Annotated in this window: 17 protein-coding genes and 1 pseudogene; 15 read left to right on the top strand and 3 right to left on the bottom strand. The window is 70.5% G+C overall.

Annotation, left to right across the window (positions count from 1 at the left end):
- Positions 1–86 precede the first annotated feature (86 nt).
- From ACYVL2_RS15580 to ACYVL2_RS15560, 5 genes are all read left to right on the top strand, one after another.
- Positions 87–302, top strand: coding sequence for a ubiquitin-like protein Pup (locus ACYVL2_RS15580; protein ID WP_460544946.1), 216 nt, complete (start codon positions 87–89; stop codon positions 300–302).
- Between the two features lie 213 nt (positions 303–515).
- Positions 516–1,310: a proteasome subunit beta gene (prcB, locus tag ACYVL2_RS15575; RefSeq protein ID WP_460544944.1), complete on the top strand. Its 795-nt coding sequence runs from the start codon at positions 516–518 to the stop codon at positions 1,308–1,310.
- Positions 1,311–1,326: 16 nt separating this feature from the next.
- Positions 1,327–2,082 (top strand): proteasome subunit alpha, encoded by a 756-nt coding sequence (gene prcA, locus ACYVL2_RS15570; protein ID WP_460544942.1) that lies wholly within the window; start codon positions 1,327–1,329, stop codon positions 2,080–2,082.
- Between the two features lie 252 nt (positions 2,083–2,334).
- Positions 2,335–3,693: a Pup--protein ligase gene (gene pafA / locus ACYVL2_RS15565; RefSeq protein WP_460544940.1), complete on the top strand. Its 1,359-nt coding sequence runs from the start codon at positions 2,335–2,337 to the stop codon at positions 3,691–3,693.
- A gap of 8 nt (positions 3,694–3,701) precedes the next feature.
- Positions 3,702–3,905: a hypothetical protein gene (locus ACYVL2_RS15560; protein ID WP_460544984.1), complete on the top strand. Its 204-nt coding sequence runs from the start codon at positions 3,702–3,704 to the stop codon at positions 3,903–3,905.
- Here the strand turns inward: ACYVL2_RS15560 and ACYVL2_RS15555 are convergent.
- The gene (locus ACYVL2_RS15555) at positions 3,902–4,990 is read right to left on the bottom strand and encodes a DUF3866 family protein (protein WP_460544938.1); all 1,089 of its coding nucleotides are present in this window, start codon (positions 4,988–4,990) and stop codon (positions 3,902–3,904) included. The two genes, ACYVL2_RS15560 and ACYVL2_RS15555, sit on opposite strands and share 4 nt — an antisense overlap.
- A gap of 107 nt (positions 4,991–5,097) precedes the next feature.
- Between ACYVL2_RS15555 and ACYVL2_RS15550 the strand changes: the two genes are divergently transcribed.
- The 5 genes from ACYVL2_RS15550 (at position 5,098) to tatC (ending at position 8,760) form a co-directional block, all read left to right on the top strand.
- On the top strand, positions 5,098–6,075 hold the full coding sequence (locus tag ACYVL2_RS15550) for a helix-turn-helix transcriptional regulator (protein ID WP_460544936.1): 978 nt from the start codon (positions 5,098–5,100) through the stop codon (positions 6,073–6,075).
- Positions 6,072–7,049 carry a helix-turn-helix transcriptional regulator gene (locus tag ACYVL2_RS15545; protein WP_460544934.1) on the top strand — a complete coding sequence of 326 codons (978 nt, stop codon included), beginning with the start codon at positions 6,072–6,074 and terminating at the stop codon, positions 7,047–7,049. Before ACYVL2_RS15550 ends, ACYVL2_RS15545 begins: the two co-directional genes overlap by 4 nt.
- Positions 7,046–7,258 (top strand): hypothetical protein, encoded by a 213-nt coding sequence (locus tag ACYVL2_RS15540; RefSeq protein WP_460544932.1) that lies wholly within the window; start codon positions 7,046–7,048, stop codon positions 7,256–7,258. Before ACYVL2_RS15545 ends, ACYVL2_RS15540 begins: the two co-directional genes overlap by 4 nt.
- A 220-nt stretch (positions 7,259–7,478) precedes the next feature.
- Positions 7,479–7,763: a Sec-independent protein translocase family protein gene (tatA, locus tag ACYVL2_RS15535; protein ID WP_460544930.1), complete on the top strand. Its 285-nt coding sequence runs from the start codon at positions 7,479–7,481 to the stop codon at positions 7,761–7,763.
- Between the two features lie 22 nt (positions 7,764–7,785).
- The gene (tatC, locus tag ACYVL2_RS15530) at positions 7,786–8,760 is read left to right on the top strand and encodes a twin-arginine translocase subunit TatC (protein WP_460544928.1); all 975 of its coding nucleotides are present in this window, start codon (positions 7,786–7,788) and stop codon (positions 8,758–8,760) included.
- Positions 8,761–8,813: 53 nt separating this feature from the next.
- Here the strand turns inward: tatC and ACYVL2_RS15525 are convergent, their stop codons facing one another.
- Positions 8,814–9,551: an HAD family hydrolase gene (locus tag ACYVL2_RS15525; RefSeq protein ID WP_460544926.1), complete on the bottom strand. Its 738-nt coding sequence runs from the start codon at positions 9,549–9,551 to the stop codon at positions 8,814–8,816.
- Positions 9,552–9,649: 98 nt separating this feature from the next.
- Between ACYVL2_RS15525 and ACYVL2_RS15520 the strand changes: the two genes are divergently transcribed.
- Positions 9,650–12,379 (top strand): DEAD/DEAH box helicase, encoded by a 2,730-nt coding sequence (locus ACYVL2_RS15520; RefSeq protein ID WP_460544924.1) that lies wholly within the window; start codon positions 9,650–9,652, stop codon positions 12,377–12,379.
- 102 nt (positions 12,380–12,481) lie between these two features.
- Here the strand turns inward: ACYVL2_RS15520 and ACYVL2_RS15515 are convergent.
- Positions 12,482–13,279 (bottom strand): annotated as a pseudogene (locus ACYVL2_RS15515) (5'-3' exonuclease); the annotation flags it as partial.
- Positions 13,280–13,473: 194 nt separating this feature from the next.
- On the opposite strand from ACYVL2_RS15515, the gene ACYVL2_RS15510 reads away from it, so the two are divergent.
- Genes ACYVL2_RS15510 through ACYVL2_RS15495 form a run of 4 tightly spaced genes read left to right on the top strand, consistent with a single transcriptional unit; the run spans position 13,474 to position 17,354 of the window.
- Entirely contained in the window at positions 13,474–14,253 is a 780-nt protein-coding gene (locus ACYVL2_RS15510) for a type 2 periplasmic-binding domain-containing protein (protein ID WP_460544922.1), read from the top strand.
- Positions 14,253–15,059, top strand: coding sequence for an amino acid ABC transporter permease (locus ACYVL2_RS15505; RefSeq protein ID WP_460544920.1), 807 nt, complete (start codon positions 14,253–14,255; stop codon positions 15,057–15,059). Before ACYVL2_RS15510 ends, ACYVL2_RS15505 begins: the two co-directional genes overlap by 1 nt.
- A complete protein-coding gene (locus ACYVL2_RS15500; RefSeq protein WP_460544918.1) occupies positions 15,056–15,802 on the top strand; it encodes an amino acid ABC transporter ATP-binding protein in 747 nt (248 codons plus the stop codon). Before ACYVL2_RS15505 ends, ACYVL2_RS15500 begins: the two co-directional genes overlap by 4 nt.
- 13 nt (positions 15,803–15,815) lie before the next feature.
- Positions 15,816–17,354 carry an amidohydrolase gene (locus tag ACYVL2_RS15495; protein ID WP_460544916.1) on the top strand — a complete coding sequence of 513 codons (1,539 nt, stop codon included), beginning with the start codon at positions 15,816–15,818 and terminating at the stop codon, positions 17,352–17,354.
- The last annotated feature ends 35 nt before the right edge of the window (positions 17,355–17,389 follow it).

Here is a 17,389-nt window from a genome sequence, read left to right as displayed (position 1 = left end):
CGTCCGTATGGCGTCGTACGTGGCGTGGTGTCGCATCTTCGCGGTACGGTTTATGCACCGTCGGTCGAAGGTAGAAGGGAACAGCGATGGCAGCGAAAGACTCCGGCGGGCAGTCGCAGTCGCAGCGGTCACGGCAGGAAGAAGATGCCGAGACCACCGAGGCCGCTGTCGACCCTGAGATTGCCGAGCGTCACGAAGAGATCACCGAGGAAGTAGACGACCTGCTCGACGAGATCGACGAGGTCCTGGAGACCAACTCCGAGGAATTCGTCCGATCGTTCGTGCAAAAGGGCGGCCAGTAGACGGCCCCCTGCATTACGGACATAGGGTTACCTGGTGTGCGGTCCGGCAGCGGTTCTCAAGCCCTGATCGGTACGGCGCACCAGGTGCTCTATATCATCGACGGCCCTCGGGCCCGAAAGGCCGCAAGCGGCGGGCCGCGCTGTTGAATATAGAAATAGGGAGGTCAAGTCGTGACAGGTGAAGGATTCCCAGGCAAGCTACCGAGCGCGTATATGACGGCTGGAACCTCCTCGTTCTCGGAGTTTCTTACGTCCGCCGCCCCGGAACTGCTCCCGGGCCGGCGCCCTCTGCCCCCCGGCGACCACGCCGAGATCAGTTCGCACGCCACCACGATAGTCGCGCTCAAGACCGCCGACGGCGTCCTGATGGCCGGCGACCGGCGGGCCACAATGGGCAATTACATCTCGAGCCGCGACATCGAGAAGGTCTTCTCGGCGGACGGCTACTCGCTCATCGGCATCGCCGGGACCGCGGGTCTCGGCATCGAGCTGGTCAAGCTCTACCAGGTCGAGCTGGAGCACTACGAGAAGATCGAGGGTTCGCCGCTGACGTTGAGCGGCAAGGCCAACCGGCTGGCCACGATGCTCCGCGGCAACCTCGGCATCGCCCTCCAGGGCCTGGCGGTGCTTCCGCTGCTGGCCGGATTCGACAACGACGCCGCCGAGGCGGCAGAGGCCGGAAAGATCTTCAGCTTCGATGTCGTCGGCGGGGTCTACGAGGAACGCGACTTCGACTCGATCGGCTCGGGCTCCATCTTCGCCAAGAGCTCCTTGAAGAAGCGCTTCCGGCGCGGGATCGCCACCGACCACGCCATCGGGATCGCGATCGAGTCGCTCTACGACGCGGCCGACGACGACTCGGCCACCGGCGGCCCCGACCCCACCCGCGACCTCTACCCGGTGGTCATGACCGCCACCGCCGAGGGCACCAAGCGCATCGACGAGGCCACAGTGGCCGAGGTCGCGCGCTCGGTCATCGCGTCTCGCACCGAGAACCCTTACGGCTGAGAGAGGATCACGGACTATGGGAATGCAGTTCTACACCAGCCCCGAGCAGATCATGCGGGACCGGGCCGAGTACGCCCGCAAGAACATCTCCCGGGGCCGCAACGTCGTGGTGCTCTCCTGCGCCGACGGAGTCCTGTTCGTCGCGGAGAACGTCTCCTCGGCCCTGCACAAGCTCTACGAGCTCTACGACCGCATCGGCTTCGCGGCCGTGGGCCGCTACAACGAGCTGGAGAACCTGCGCACCGCCGGCGTCAGGATGGCCGACCTGCGCGGCTACTCCTACGACCGCCGCGACGTCACCGCCGGCAGTCTCGCCAAGGCCTACGCCCAGACGCTCGGCGCGATCTTCTCCGAGCAGACCAAGCCGTTCGAGGTCGAGATCTGCGTCGCCGGCGTGGGGTCCACCCCCGAGGCCGACGAGCTGTACCGACTCACCTTCGACGGCTCGATCCTCGACGAGCCCGGCTACCTGGCCATGGGCGGCCAGGCGGAGCAGCTGGTCGAGGTCCTCAAGGACGGCCACGACTACCACATGCCGCTGGCCGACGCCTTCGAGCTGGCGCTCGGCGCCCTCACCTCCGGCGGCGACAACGGCTCGCGGCGCGAACTGACCACCGACGTCATGGAGGTGGCGGTGCTCGATCGCTCCCGCCCCGGCCGGGTCTTCCGCCGCATCGAAGGCCTGGCGCTCGAGGCGCTCATGCCCTCGACCGAGGCCTCCGGCGAATCCGAGTCGGAGGGGTCCGGCGGATCCTCCGACACCGAGTCCTGACGCCGATCCGCGGACCCCGTCGCCCGATCCCGGTTTCCGCCGGCGGGCGGCGGGGAACCACGGAGAGTCCGGCCGAAGCCGCGATCCAGTGGCCCGGCCGGTCCGGTGCGGGACGCATCGATCCCACTCAAGTGGACGGTCGCCGCCGCCCACTTCAGGTGGTCTCCTAGTTCTCCATAGCACCCGTAGCGGTCCGGAATCGGTTGATCGCAAGGGGTGTTCACCTCAAGCGAATCGGGGTAGTGTTTCGACATGGACAGGCGAATTTTCGGACTAGAGACCGAATACGGGGTCACTTGTACTTTCAGGGGACAGCGCCGCCTGTCTCCCGACGAGGTGGCCCGGTACCTCTTCAGGCGCGTGGTCAGCTGGGGCCGCTCGTCCAACGTCTTCCTCCGCAACGGCGCCCGCCTGTACCTCGACGTCGGCAGCCACCCCGAGTACGCCACCCCCGAGTGCGACTCGGTCGAAGACCTCGTCCGCCACGACCGCGCCGGGGAACGCATCCTCGAAGGCCTCATGATCGACGCCGAGAAGCGCCTCCACGACGAGGGCATCGCCGGCGACATCTACCTGTTCAAGAACAACACCGACTCCGCCGGCAACTCCTACGGCTGCCACGAGAACTACCTGGTCAGCCGCCACGGCGAATTCGGACGCCTCGCCGAGGTCCTCATCCCGTTCCTGGTCACCCGCCAGCTCATCTGCGGCGCCGGGAAGGTCCTGCAGACCCCGCGCGGAGCCCGGTACTGCCTCTCCCAGCGCGCCGAGCACATCTGGGAGGGCGTCTCCTCGGCCACCACCCGCTCGCGGCCGATCATCAACACCCGCGACGAGCCGCACGCCGACGCCGAGCGCTACCGACGCCTCCACGTCATCGTCGGCGACTCCAACATCAACGAGATCACCACGATGCTCAAGATCGGCACGGCCGACCTGGTCCTGCGCATGATCGAGACCGGCGTGACCATGCGCGATCTGACCTTGGAGAACCCGATCCGCGCCATCCGCGAGATCAGCCACGACACCACCGGCAAACGCCTGGTGCGCCTGGCCTCGGGCCGCGAGGCCTCGGCCCTGGACATCCAGCGCGAATATCTCGAGAAGGCCATGGACTTCGTCGACCAGCGCGGCGCCGACGCGGTGACCAAGCGCGTCCTCGAACTGTGGGGCCGCGTGCTCCAGGCCGTCGAGACCGGCGACCTCGACAACGTCTCCCGCGAGATCGACTGGGTCGCCAAGCTCAAGCTCATCGAGCGCTACCGCGAGAAGCGCGGCCTGGCCCTGTCCAGCCCGCGCGTCGCCCAGCTCGACCTGGCCTACCACGACATCCGGCGCGGCAGAGGCCTGCACCACCTGATGGAGGCCCGCGGGGACGCCGAGCGCCTCACCCACGACGTCGAGGTCTTCGAGGCCAAGGAAGTGCCGCCGCAGACCACCCGGGCCCGCCTGCGCGGGGAGTTCATCCGCCGCGCTCAGGAACGCCGCCGTGACTTCACCGTCGACTGGGTCCACCTCAAGCTCAACGACCAGGCCCAGCGCACCGTCCTGTGCAAGGACCCGTTCCGTTCCCGCGATGAGCGAGTCGACAAGCTCATCGCCAGCATGTGAGGACCCCGGTGAGCCGCGACCACCGCGCCGACCGGCCCGACCAGCGCCGCAGGCGATTCGACATGTACGACATGTACGAGCGCCGCAAGGCCCGGATCCGCGAGGAGATCGCCCGCAACCGCCGCGGCGAGTACACGGTGCCCACCTGGGTGCTCTCGCTCGCGCTGGCGGGCGTCATCGCCCTGTGGATCGTGGTGCTGTTCGTCCTTTAGGCCGCGTTCAGCAGCCTCGCCGCGTGGCGGCCGGCGGCGGCCTCGGCCACGAAGTAGACCCGGTCGCGGTCCAGGCCGCGGCCCATCGTCGACAGCCGCACCGGCAGCGCCTCCATCGCCTCGACCAGCCCCGAGCAGTCGACCTCGACGAGCCGGTGCCGCTCGGGCAGCCGCGCCAGCTGCGCCTTGATCCTGTCCTCCAGCTCGGCCGGCAGCTCGTCGGGCACCGGGATGTCGGCCGGCGCGAGCGCGACCTTCCCGTACGAGGTCAGCGAGTGGTGCGAGACGCCCAGGTGCCGCTCGCGGGCGTCGCCCTCGGAGATCCGCAGGCTGGCCACCGGCCGGCCCTCGAGCACGGCGGCCGCGTTGACCGCCTCGCCGGCGGCGGTGCCGGAGAAGCCCCACACCGTCCCGGTGCCGAGGTTGCCCGGGCCTTGAGCGACGACGGCGATGTCGGCCCCGCCGACGACCTTCGCGGCGATGAGCGCATTGTGCACGTTGGTCGCCTCCAGGTCGCCGCCGAAGCACTGCCCGGCGGTCACGACCGTGCACAGGCGGTCGGCCAACCGGTCGAGCTGGCGGGAGAACCACGCCGGCAGCGATCCGCCGTCGGTCATCACGTAGGCGACCTTCGCCTCCGGCGCGGTCGCGGCGATGCCGGCCAGGACCGGCGCGAGCGCCGAATGCAGGTCGGCCACGACCACCGGCATGCCGTCGAGGCCCTCGCAGCCCTCCACGGCCGCGCGGTGCGGCGAGTCGTCCTCGTCGACGGCCAGCCGCATCGCCTGCATCGGCGTGTAGCGGGCCTTGACGATGTGCCCGGGCGCGTCGACGTCCGGCGGCAGCCGCTCGGGCACGGCCACCACCAGCGCGTATCCGCCGGTGCCCAGGCCCTTGGCGATGGCGTTGCAGTTCAGCAGCACCCGCTCGCCCTCCCGAGGGACGCCCACGAGCTCGTCGTACGCCAGCGCCTTGCAGGCGAAGGCCGCCTCGCCCTCGCGGGGCTCGACGTCGACCTCGAGTTCGGTGCAACCGCGCCAACCGCCCCGAACTTCGCGAACGGTTCCGTATCGCCATCTGATCACGACCGGACACTATCAAGCGACGCACGCAGGACCCGTCCATGCCTCACCTGCCGCGCCGATGGGCGACCTGTGTGGCGCGCGACGACTCGACGGCATAACCTGGGCAGGTGTCGAACGAACGCACTGAACGGCTGGTGAACCTGGTGTTGTGCCTGCTGTCGTCGCGGCGGTTCCAGACGGCGAGCAAGATCGCCAGGACCGTCCCGGGATACGAGCACGACCCCGAGGACAAACGCGCCCACGAAGCGTTCCAGCGCAAGTTCGAACGCGACAAGGCCGAGCTGCGCCGCATCGGCGTCCCGCTCCAGTCCGGCGTCGACCCCTACTTCGACACCGAGCCGGGCTACCGCATCGCCCGCGGCGACTTCGAGCTGCCGCAGATCGAGTTCACCGACGCCGAGGCCGCCGCCGTCGCCGCCGCGGCCCGGCTCTGGCAGCAGCCCGACCTCCAGTCGGGGACCGCGCAGGCGCTGCGCAAGCTCCGCGCCGCCGGCATCGACGTCGAGTCCCACACCGCCGTCTCCCCGGTCAAGAACCTCCCCGGAACGGAGGAGTCGCTCTCGCCGCTGCTGGAGGCCATCGCCTCCCGGCGCGCGGTCGCCTTCGACTACCTGGGCGCCCGCGACGAGGCCCCGCAGAAGCGCCGCCTCCAGCCGTGGGGCTGCGCGGCCTGGCGCGGCCGCTGGTACGTCGCCGGCTACGACCTCGACCGGACCGCCCAGCGGGTATTCCGGCTCTCCCGCATCACCAGTCGGGTGCGTCTGACCGGTCCCGAGGACGCCTACACCATCCCCGCCGGCGTCGACGTGCTCGCCTTCGCCTCCGAAGCCGAGGCCCGGCAGGCGCCCTCCCGCGCGAAGGTCCTGGTGCGGCCGCGCCGCGCCTGGGGCGTGCGGCGCCGCGCCGACCAGATCGGCCCCCGGCGCGCCGAGGGCGACGAGGTGTGCTTCTCCTACACCGACACCGCCTTCACCGCCTCCTGGCTGGCCTCCTTCGGCCCCGACGTGCTCGTCCTCGAGCCCCCGGAACTGGTCAAGGAGACCGTCGCCTGCCTGCAGCACCTGGCCGAGGAGGACCCCCGATGAGCGTCAACACGCGACTGGCGCGCCTGCTGAACCTCGTGCCCTACCTCGTGGCCCGCCCCGGAGGGGTCCCCATCGAGGAGCTGGCCGCCGACTTCGACGTCTCGGTCGCCCAGATGCGCGCCGACCTGACCCTGCTGTGGATGTGCGGCCTGCCCGGGTACGGGCCGGGGGACCTGATCGACATCGCCTTCGACGCCGACGCCGTGCGCGTCAACTTCGCCGCCGGCATGGACCGGCCCGTCCGCCTGGCCGGCCACGAGGCCCTGGCGCTGTCGGTCGCGCTGCGCGTGATGGCCGACACGCCCGGCGTAGGCGACCGCGCCGCCATCGAATCGGCGCTCGGCAAACTCGCCGCCGCCGCCGGAGTCGAGACCGCCGACGTGCCGGTCCGCGACACCGTCGCCGAATCCGACGTCGAGCGTTACGCCGGCCTGGTCGCCTCCGGGCGGGCCGCCCGCATCACCTACTACTCGGCCAGCCGCGACTCCACCTCCGAGCGGGTCGTCGACCCCATCGAGGTCGTCGCCGCCGACGGCCACGCCTACCTGCGGGCCTGGTGCCGCACCGCCGGAGAGGTCCGCCAGTTCCGCCTCGACCGCATCGACGCCTGCACCGAACTCGACGAAGAGGCCGCGGCCGGGCTCGCGAGCGGAAACCCGGCGCAGTCGCCGCGGTCGGCCGAGCCGGCGCCGACGGCCTTCCTCGAGGGCGAACTGCCGATCATCGAGCTGCGCCTGAGCCCGGGCGCGAAGTCGATCACCGACTCCCACCCGTGCGAGGAGATCATCGGCGAGCCCGACGGCCACCGGCGCGTCAAGATGCGCGCCCGCGACCTCGACTGGGCCCGCCGCTTCGTCCTCAGCCTCGGCGGCGAGGCCCGCGTCCTGGCCCCCGCCGAACTGCGCGAGGCGGTCAGAACCACCGCGAAGGCAGCACTTGACCGATACGAGGACGCCGCTAGACTGTCGCCATGACCATCTGGGCTGTATCGGGCATATTGGCGCTGGCCGGGCTCGTGCTCCTGGCCGTGGCGGCGATCAAGCTCATGGCGCGAGTACGCGAACTCAACGTCGGCCTCGACCGCCTCAAGGACCGCGCCGAGCAGGCGCAGGAACTGCAGGAACGGCTGAACATCACCATGGCGGACGGACAGCGAATCGCGGGCGAAATGCCCGGAAAGTGACCCTCTCCCCGCGCGCACGCCACATTCTGGTAAAGATCCGCCTAAGCGAAGGCCCCCGTGTTGACGGAGGCCGAAGCGGTCGGGCATGCTTGTCCGGCTCGACGATCCCATGCCTCGGCCGCCCCACGGCCGAAGCGGGCCTCCGAGGCTCAGTGGCCGGCGGCGATCGGGGGGCATACGATGGTTGACGTATCTGACTTGTATCCGGAGGGATCGAACAATGGGCGCATTGAAACCCTGGCACATCATCGTTCTCGTCATTGTGATCCTGCTGCTGTTCGGCTCGAGGAAGCTTCCGGACATGGCCAGGGGACTGGGACGCTCCATGCGCATCCTCAAGTCCGAGACCGAGGCGATGAAGTCCGACTCGAGCAACCCCGACTCCGACACGGACGACCGTGCCGAGCCGAAGCACTCGCGTGAGCCGCTGGAGCCGCCGGCGTCGGTCAAGGACGACGTCATCGACGGCGAAGCGGTCCAGTCCGACCGCAAGAAGACGCAATAGCGTTTAGCAGCCGCGCACTCAGATGGCTGTTAAACCCCGACGCGAGCGGAGACGCAGGAGCAAGTTCCAACGCGCCGCCGACGGCTCCATGACCCTCATGGAGCACCTGCAGGACCTGCGCACCCGCCTGATGATCGCGATCATCGTGGTCCTGCTCGGCACCGCGCTGGCGATGGTCTTCTCCAAGACCGTCATCGAGTTCCTCGCCGAACCCTACTGCAACGCCCAGGGCTCGGGGGCGAACGTCGAGGACAGCGAGCAGGTCCTCTGCAACTTCACGTTGAACTCGCCGGTCTCCCACATCGGCCTCTACCTCAAAGTCTCGCTCTACATGGCCCTGGTCGGCACCGCCCCGGTCTGGCTCTACCAGCTGTGGGCCTTCATCGCCCCGGGCCTGCACCGCAACGAGCGCCGCTACGCCTACATGTTCATCGGCATCGCCGCGCCGCTGTTCCTCGCCGGCGCGGCCCTGGCGTACTTCGTGGTCAGCCACGGCATCCAGTTCATCCTGCTGCTCCAACAGGACACCGGGCTCGCCATCGCGCTGAACCTCGAGAACTACATCAACTTCTACCTGGCCGTCATGATCGTGTTCGGCCTCGGGTTCGAGTTCCCGCTGATCATGCTGATGCTCAACGTCCTGGGCATCGTGACCGCCAAGCGGATGCTCGGCTGGTGGCGAATCGTGGTCTTCGTGAGCTTCCTGTTCACCGCGGTGTTCACCCCGACCCCCGACCCGTTCGGCATGACCGCGCTGGCGATCTGCATGCTCATCCTCTACCTGGGCGCCTGCGGCATCGCCTACCTCAACGACAAGCGACGCGGCGTCTACGACGACCCCGAGTGGTCCGACGACGAGGCCGGTGACATCGGCGAGGTCGACGAGGTCGGGGCCGTGGCCCCGGTCGGACCGGAGGAGCTCGACGGCGACGACGAGGAGCAGGTGCGACGCAACCGCCTTGGCCGCCGCGTCGACGGATACGACGACATCACCTGACGGCGGCCCGAGGGTCGTGAAGAAGAGGACAGCGCATTAGGACGGGCCGGGTCTCAGCACCCGGCCCGTACCAGTCGCAGCACGGCCTCGAGGCCGACGATGCGGCCGGCCTCGGTGTGCGGCAGCAGGTAGGTCCGGGCCCCGATCCGGCCGGCGCCCGCGTCGGCGATCGAGTCGCCGACCATGAGCACCCGCGAGGGCTCCACGTCCAAGGCGTGGCAGGCGGCGTAGAAGATCTTCTCGTCGGGCTTGCAGTACCCGACCTCGTACGACAGGATCCAGGCGTCGATGAACCGGTCCAGACCCAGATGCCGCAGCACCGGGCGGGCGTCGAAGCCGATATTGCTGACCAGCGCGATCGGGTAGCCCTGCGCCTTGAGCGCCACCAGCGTCGCCAGGGTGTCGGCGTAGGCCACCCAGCCCTCCGGCGACGAGAGGCGGTCGTAGAGCGCATCGGCCAGCCCGTCGAAGACCCCGTGGGCCTGCGCGGCCAGCTCCGTGAAAGCGATCCGGTGGGATTCGGCGTCCAGGTCCCGGTCGGCCCACGCGTCGGCGAAGTGCGGCCGCACCCGGGCCTCCAGGCCCGATCCGAGCCAGCCCTGGGCGCCGATGGCATCGGCCAGCGCCGTGGCCGCCAGGGGAGTGAGCCGCTTCCCGCACGCCTCGGCGGCGAGCGACACCGATCGTGTCAGCGGTTCGAGTTGCGCGAGCGTGCCGTGGAAATCGAACAGGACCGCGTCGACGCCCCCGCGGCCACCCTCATCGTCGCCTGGTGAGGAATCCTGATGCACAACCGGACGATACCCGGCCGTGTAGGCGTCGTCACAACCGGGTGAGCATTCGCAGCGCCGGAGTGTCGTTGTCGCCCCAGGCCACTAGGCTTGAGCGCATGGTGTCTTCCACCGGCGACGTGCCCTACGCCGACGACCGATCCCCGGCCAAGCGCCACGCCGCCGCCAAGGCACGGCAGCAGTGGCCCGAGCTCGCCGCATTCGCCGGCTCCTACCCGTTCGAACTCGACGACTTCCAGGAGCGCGCCTGCCGCGTCCTGGAGGACGGCCACGGCGTGCTGGTGTGCGCGCCCACCGGCGCGGGCAAGACCGTGGTGGGGGAGTTCGCCGTCCACCTCGCCCTCGCCGAGGGCGCCAAGTGCTTCTACACCACGCCGATCAAGGCCCTGTCGAACCAGAAGTTCCACGACCTGGCCGAGACCCACGGGGCCGACAACGTCGGCCTGCTCACCGGCGACACGGTCATCAACGGCGAGGCCCCGATCGTGGTCATGACCACCGAGGTGCTGCGCAACATGATCTACGCCGGCTCGCCGACCCTCAAGGGCCTGCGCTACGTGGTCATGGACGAGGTCCACTACCTCGCCGACCGGTTCCGCGGCGCGGTCTGGGAGGAGATCATCATCGAGCTGCCCCAGGAGGTGCGCGTGGTGAGCCTCTCGGCGACCGTGTCCAACGCCGAGGAGTTCGGCGACTGGCTCAAGAGCGTCCGCGGCTCCACCGAGGTCATCGTCTCCGAGATCCGCCCGGTGCCGCTGTGGCAGCACATGATGGTCGGCGGCGCCCTGCTGGACCTGTTCGAACCCGACGGCGAGTACGTCTCCAAGGAACTGCTCAAGAAGGACCAGCGGGCCCGCGAGCGCACCGAGCGCCACGGCCGCCGCCGGGGACGACAGTTCGTCGACCGCGGCCGGGTCGTCACGCGCCTGGACTCCTCGGCGCTGCTGCCGGCGATCTACTTCATCTTCTCCCGCGCCGGCTGCGACGCCGCGGTCGACGAATGCGTCCGCGCCGGCCTGCGCCTGACCGACTCGGCCGATCGCGACGAGATCCTCGACTACGCCACGGCCGCCACCGCCCACATCGACGCCCGCGACCTGGAGGCGGTCGGCTTCGACCGGTGGCTCGACGGGCTCGCCGCCGGGATCGCGGCCCACCACGCCGGCCTGCTCCCGGTCTTCAAGGCCGTGGTCGAGAAGCTGTTCGAACGCGGCCTGCTGAAGGTCGTCTTCGCCACCGAGACCCTGGCCCTCGGCATCAACATGCCCGCCCGCTCGGTGGTGCTCGAACGGCTCATCAAATACGACGGCTCCGACCACGTCATGCTCACCCCCGGCCAGTACACGCAGCTGACCGGCCGGGCCGGTCGCCGCGGCATCGACGTCGAAGGCCACGCGGTCACCGTCTGGGCCGAGGACATCCGCCCCAAGGAGGTCGCCGGCCTCGCCTCCAAGCGCACCTACCCCTTGAACTCGTCGTTCGCCCCCTCCTACAACATGGCCGTCAACCTCATCGGCGCCGCCGGCGTCGACCGCGCCTTCGAGGTCCTGGCCTCCTCGTTCGCCCAGTTCCAGTCCGACACCGAGGCCGTCCACATCGCCGAGCAGGCCCGGGCCGTCGGCCGCAAGGCCGCCGAATCGGCCGAGGCCGCCCGCTGCGACCAGGGCGACTTCCTGGAGTACTACGAGCTCACCCAGCGGCTCTCGAAGGCCGAACGCGGCGCCCAGAAGCGCCGCAAGGGCCTGCGCCGCGACGAGGCCCGGACCTCCCTGAGCAACCTGCGCGGCGGCGACATCGTCTGGATCGGCCGCGGCAAGCACAGCGGCTGGGCGGTGTTCCTGCGACCGACCAGCCACCGCAAGGCCGGCCACGACCCCCGCTGGTCGGTCGTCACCGCCGACGCCTGGACCGGCAGCATGGACACCTCCGTCTTCGAAGGCGGCCTCGAGGTCGCCGGCCGCGTCCGACTGCCCAAGCACTTCAACCGCAAGGACCCCCGGCAGCGGGCCGACGTGGCCGCGGCGCTGCGCGAGGCCACCCGCGACCTGCCCCGGCCCACCCGCCGCGGCGGCGCCCCCGAGACCCCCGAGATCGCCGAGCTGCGCGAACAGGTCAAGGCCCACCCGTGCCGCTCCTGCCCCGAGGCGGGCCAGCACACCGTCCACGCCTCCCGCTGGATGCGGCTGCACCGCGAAGAGGAGCACCTGCGCCGCCGCGCGGGCCGCCGCGAGCACTCACTGGCCCGCCAGTTCAGCGCCGTGCGCGAGGTCCTCAGCGAGTTCGGCTACCTCGACGGCGAGACGGTCACCGACGCCGGCCGGCTGCTGCGCAACATCTTCTGCGAGACCGACCTCCTGGTGGCCCAGTGCCTGCGCGACGGCGTCTGGGAGGGCCTGGACGCCCCCGCGCTGGCCGCGATCGCCTCCACGGTCATCTACAACTCCCGCTTCGAAGAGGACGAGTTCTTCGTGGCCGTCCCCGGCCCCATCAGCGAGCGGGTGGCCGCCACCGCGCGCCGCTGGGAGGCCATCCGCCGCGCCGAGAACTCCCGGGGCCTGTCGCTCACCGGCAAACCGCAGCTCGGCCTCGCCTGGCCGATGTACCGCTGGGCGCGCGGCGAGGAGCTCTCCAAGGCCCTGGCCGCCTCGGACGGGCCCTGGCCGATGCCCGGCGGCGACTTCGTCCGCTGGGCCCGACGCACCGCCGACCTGCTGCACCAGCTGGGCACGGCCGCCCGGCAGATCGGCACCAGACCGTCGAACGCGCTGGCCGACGCCGCGTTCGACGCGGTGGACTCGATCCGGCGCGGCGTGGTCGCCGACGTCTAATTCGGCCGCCGGGGTCCCGATCGCCTCGCCGAATCGGCGCATCGCCGATCCGATGCCCCACCGCTCGGTCAGCTCGGCGACCAGGTCCGCGTCGGCCGGGCCGGCCGGCAGCGCCGAGTCGGTCAGCGGCAGGTCGACGTCGTCGGCCACGGTCGAGACCGCCAGGGCCTTGTCGAGGTAGTCGCCGGCCTCGAGGATCGCCGCGCGCTGGCGTGCGGGCAGGTCGGAGCCCTCGTCGAGTGCCGCGGCCCGGATGCCGCTGATGCCGCCGTAGGCGTTGACCAGGCTCACGGCGGTCTTGGCGCCGATGCCCTTGACGCCCGGCAGGCCGTCCGAGGGGTCGCCGCGGAGCACGGCGAAGTCGACGTAGTGGTCGGGGCCGACGCCGAACTTCGCCGTCACGGCCTCCGCATCGAACAATTCGGCTTTGGATATCCCGCGCGCGAGGTATACAACGGTGCGGCCCCGCTCGTCGTCGACGAGCTGGAACAAGTCCCGGTCGCCGGTCACCGCGCACACCGGCTCGGCCGTGCGCGCCGCGAGCGTGGCGATCACGTCGTCGGCCTCGTAGTCCGGGTGCGAGGCCGTCGCGACCCCCAGCGCGGGCAGCAGCGCCTCAATGGCCGCGACCTGCTCGTCCAGGCCCTCCGGGGTGTCCTCCGAGCCGTCCTCCCTGGCCCGGGCGAACTTGTAGCCCGGCATGAGGCCGGTGCGCCACTCGGGCCGCCAATTGCCCTCCAGGCAGCACACCAGACCCGTGGGGGAGTAGCGCCTGACCAGCACGGACAGGCCGTCGAAGAAGCCGCGCACCGCACCCGACCGCGCCCCGCCGGGCGCCTTGATCGAAGAGGGCAGCGCGTAGTACGCCCGGTACCACAGCGAAGCGGCGTCGATGAGCATGAGCATGCCAACCACTGTCCCACAACCCGAACGCGACGCCCGTCGGCTTCACCCGTCGGCGGCGCCGGGCCGCCGCGGCGCTTTCGGTCGCCGCAAAACGCGAAACCGGCCATATTCCGGGCGAATTGCCAGACGATGGAAGGTGCCCGGTCCGCGAGAACGGGTCCCATCCGCACAGAACAAGGAGCGCCTCGGTGAACACCATCTCCCGCGCTGTCGCCGCCCTCGCCCTGATCGGGACCGGCCTGGCCGCAGCATGCACGTCCGACACCGGCGACGACGACACCCTGACCGTCTGCACGAACGTGCCCTTCGTGCCGTTCGAATCCCGCGAAGGCGACGAGTACGTCGGCTTCGACATGGACCTCATGCGACTGCTGGCCGACCGGCTCGGCCAGGAGATGGAGGTCGTCGAGATCGACTTCGACGCGATCCAGTCCGGCTCGGCCCTCAACTCCGGCACCTGCGACATCGCCGCCGCCGGGATCTCCATCACCGAGGAACGCCAAGAGGCCATGGCCATGTCCCAGGCCTACTTCCGCGCCGACCAGGCGCTCGTCGCCGTCGAAGGCGGCGACATCGGCGGACTGGACGACCTCGAGGGCGCCCGCGTGGCCGTCCAGTCCGCCAGCACCGGCGAGTCCCACGCGAACTCCATCGCCGAGGAGCACGGATTCGAAGTCGTCTCCTACGAGTCGATGGGCGACATCGTCTCCGCCCTGACCTCCGGCGGCGCCGACGCCTCCATCGCCGACCTGGCCACCTGGACCGAGATGGTCTCGCTCTCCGACGACCTCGCCCTCGTCGAGTCCATCGAGACCGACGAGCACTACGCCTTCGCCGTCCAGCAGGGCAACGACGAACTCCTCGCCGAAGTCAACGCCATGCTCGACGAGGCCTTCGAGGACAGCACCTACGCCGAGCTCTACGAGAAGTGGTTCCACGAGCCCTACACCGAGGAAAACGCCGAATAGTGACCGCCGAGACCACCAGCGGCCTGACGGTCCGCCAACGGCGGCGCCTGTCCCGGGCCGCCCAATACGCCGTCGCCGCGGCCGCGGTCGTCCTCATCGCCGTCTTCGCCGACTGGGGCCGCATCGCCGACGCCTTCCTGCGCACCGACATCGCCGCGGGCATGTTCCCGGCGGTCTGGACCGCCTTCGGCAACACCGTCGCCTACACGCTCCTGGCCTTCGCCTTCGGCATGGTCGTCGGCGTCCCGATCGCCCTGATGCGCACCTCCGGCTTCGGACCCTACCGCTGGTTCGCGACCGTCTACGTCGAAGTCTTCCGCGGCCTGCCGGCCCTGCTGGTGCTCTTCCTCGTCGGCTTCGGCGTGCCCCAGGCATTCCCCGGCATCCAGTACCCCGGCGGCGTCTACGGCCAAGTCGCCCTCGGCCTCGGCCTGACCTCCTCGGCCTACATCGCCGAAAGCGTCCGCGCCGGCATCCAAGCAGTCCCCAAAGGACAGATCGAGGCGGCCCGGTCGCTCGGCATGAGCCACACCCGCACCATGATCACCGTGGTCCTGCCCCAAGCCCTTCGCATCGTCGTCCCGCCGCTGACCAACGAACTGGTACTGCTCACCAAGGACTCCAGCCTCGTCTACGTCCTCGGCGTCACCACCGCCACCATGGAACTGACCAAGTTCGCCCGCTCCGAACTGACCACCACCGCCAACGCCACCCCGCTGCTGGTCGGCGGCCTGCTCTATCTGCTGCTCACCGTCCCGCTCTCGGCGCTGGCCCGCCGACTCGAGAACAGGGAGGGCCACAAGTGAACGCGCCGCTGGTCTCCATCAAGAACCTCCACAAGCGGTTCGGCGACCACGAAGTCCTCCGCGGCATCGACCTCGACATCGCCGAAGGCGAAGTCGTGTGCGTCATCGGCCCCTCCGGTTCCGGCAAGTCCACGCTGCTGCGCTGCGTCAACCTCCTGGAGACCCCCACCGCCGGCACCGTCCTGGCCGCGGGCCACGACATGATCGGCCCCGACGTCGACCTCGACGCCGCCCGCCGCGACATCGGCATGGTCTTCCAGCACTTCAACCTCTTCAGCCACCTGACCATCCTCGACAACGTCGCCATCGCCCAGCGCCGCGTCCTCGGCCGCTCCCGCGCCGACGCCGAAGCCGAAGCCCGCCACCGCCTCGACGAAGTCGGCGTCGAAGGCAAGGAGAAAGCCAAACCCGCCCAGCTCTCCGGCGGCCAGCAGCAGCGCGTGGCCATCGCCCGCGCGCTGGCCATGGGGCCCAAACTCATGCTGTTCGACGAACCGACCAGCGCCCTCGACCCCGAACTGGTCGGCGAAGTCCTCGGCGTCATGAAGCGCCTGGCCTCCGAAGGCATGACCATGCTCGTGGTCACCCACGAGATGAGCTTCGCCCGCGAAGTCGCCGACCGCGTCGTGTTCATCGACGGCGGCGTCATCGTCGAACAGGGCCCGCCCGGCGAAGTCCTCACCGAACCCAGGACCGAACGCGCGCGGAGCTTCCTCCACCGCGTCCTGCATCCGGTGGACTGAGACAATACGAGGCATGAGCCTCCAGAAGACACTGTGGCGCGGCGGACGCGTACTGAGCCCCACCAGCCCGGACGCGACCGCCCTCATCGTCGAAGGCGACACCATCACCTGGGTCGGCGCCGACGACGAAGCCCCGAGCGCCGACCGGACCGTCGACCTCGCCGGAGCGCTGGTGACGCCGGCGTTCGTCGACTCCCACGTCCACCTCACCGGCACCGGCGCCACCCTCACCGGACTCCACCTCGCCGGCCCCGCCTCGGCCGCGGCCTTGCTCGAGAAGGTCTCCGCCCACGCCGCCGCGCTCCCCGACGACGCGCTCGTCCTCGCCCACGGCTGGGACGAGACCACCTGGGACGACCCGGCCACGCCGACCGCACGCGAAGTCGAGAACGCCGCCGGAGGCCGCCTGGCCTACCTCTCCCGAGCCTGCGGACACACCGGCATCGCCGGACCCCGCGTCCTCGCCGAGCACCCCGAACTGGCCGCCCTCGACGGCTTCGACCCCGCCGGCGTCCTCACCCGAGACGCCCACAAAGCCGCCCGCGCCGCCCTCAACAGCGCCGTCCCCGTCTCACAGCGCCTGGCCCTGGCCCAGGCCGCCCTCGACCGGGCCGCGAGCCTCGGCATCGCCGCCGTGGTCGAGCACGCCGTCCCCGCCGACGCCGACCCCCACGCCGAAACCGAGTTCACCGGACTGGTCGCCCTCGGCGCCGAACCGGGCAACCCGCACGTCTACGCCTGGTGGGGCGAACTGTGCGCCGCCGACAAGGCCCGCGACCTCGGCGCCCACGGCTGCGGCGGCGACCTGTCCGTCGACGGGTCCCTCGGCGCGCGCACCGCCTGCCTGCGCGAGCACTACCGCGACGACCCCTCCACCTCCGGGGCCCGCTACCTCACCGCCAGGCAGGTCCGCGACCACCTCGCCGACTGCCACCGCGTCGGCATGAGCGCGGCCTTCCACGCCATCGGCGACGGCGCGATCGCGACCGTCCTCGACGGCCTCGACGACGCCGAGACCGCCATCGGCCTGGAGGCCCTCCGCCAGGCCCGCCACCGCATCGAACACGCCGAACTGCTCGACACCGCCATGACCGCCCGCATGGTCCGCTACGGCCTCCACGCCTCGGTCCAACCGGCCTTCGACGCCGCCTGGGGCGGCGCCTCCGGCATGTACGCCGCCCGTCTCGGCACCGAGACCGCCCTCGAAGCCAACCCCCTCGCCTCCCTCTCCGGCGTCGGCGTACCCCTCGCCTTCGGCTCCGACGCCCCCGTCACCCCCCTGGACCCCTGGGGCGGCGTCAGAGCCGCCGTCCGACACCACAACCCCCGGCACCGGCTCGGCACCGCCACCGCCTTCACCGCCGCCACCAGAGGCGGCTGGCGCGCCCTCGGCATCGACGACGCCGGCGCCCTGTCACCGGGCATGCGCGCCGAATTCGCCGTGTGGGATCTCACCGACGACGCCCTCCCCGATCTGAGTGACCCGGCCGTCCCGCACCCGAAGTGCGCCACCACCGTCGCCGGAGGCCGCGTCATCCACGACGAGTCGTGACCTGCGCCGATGCGAACGCGCGCAGCGACGTGAGA

The sequence above is a fragment of the Glycomyces halotolerans genome (genome assembly GCF_054779575.1).
Note: the sequence above shows the minus strand (reverse complement) of the source record. Positions and strands in the feature narration are given on the sequence as shown.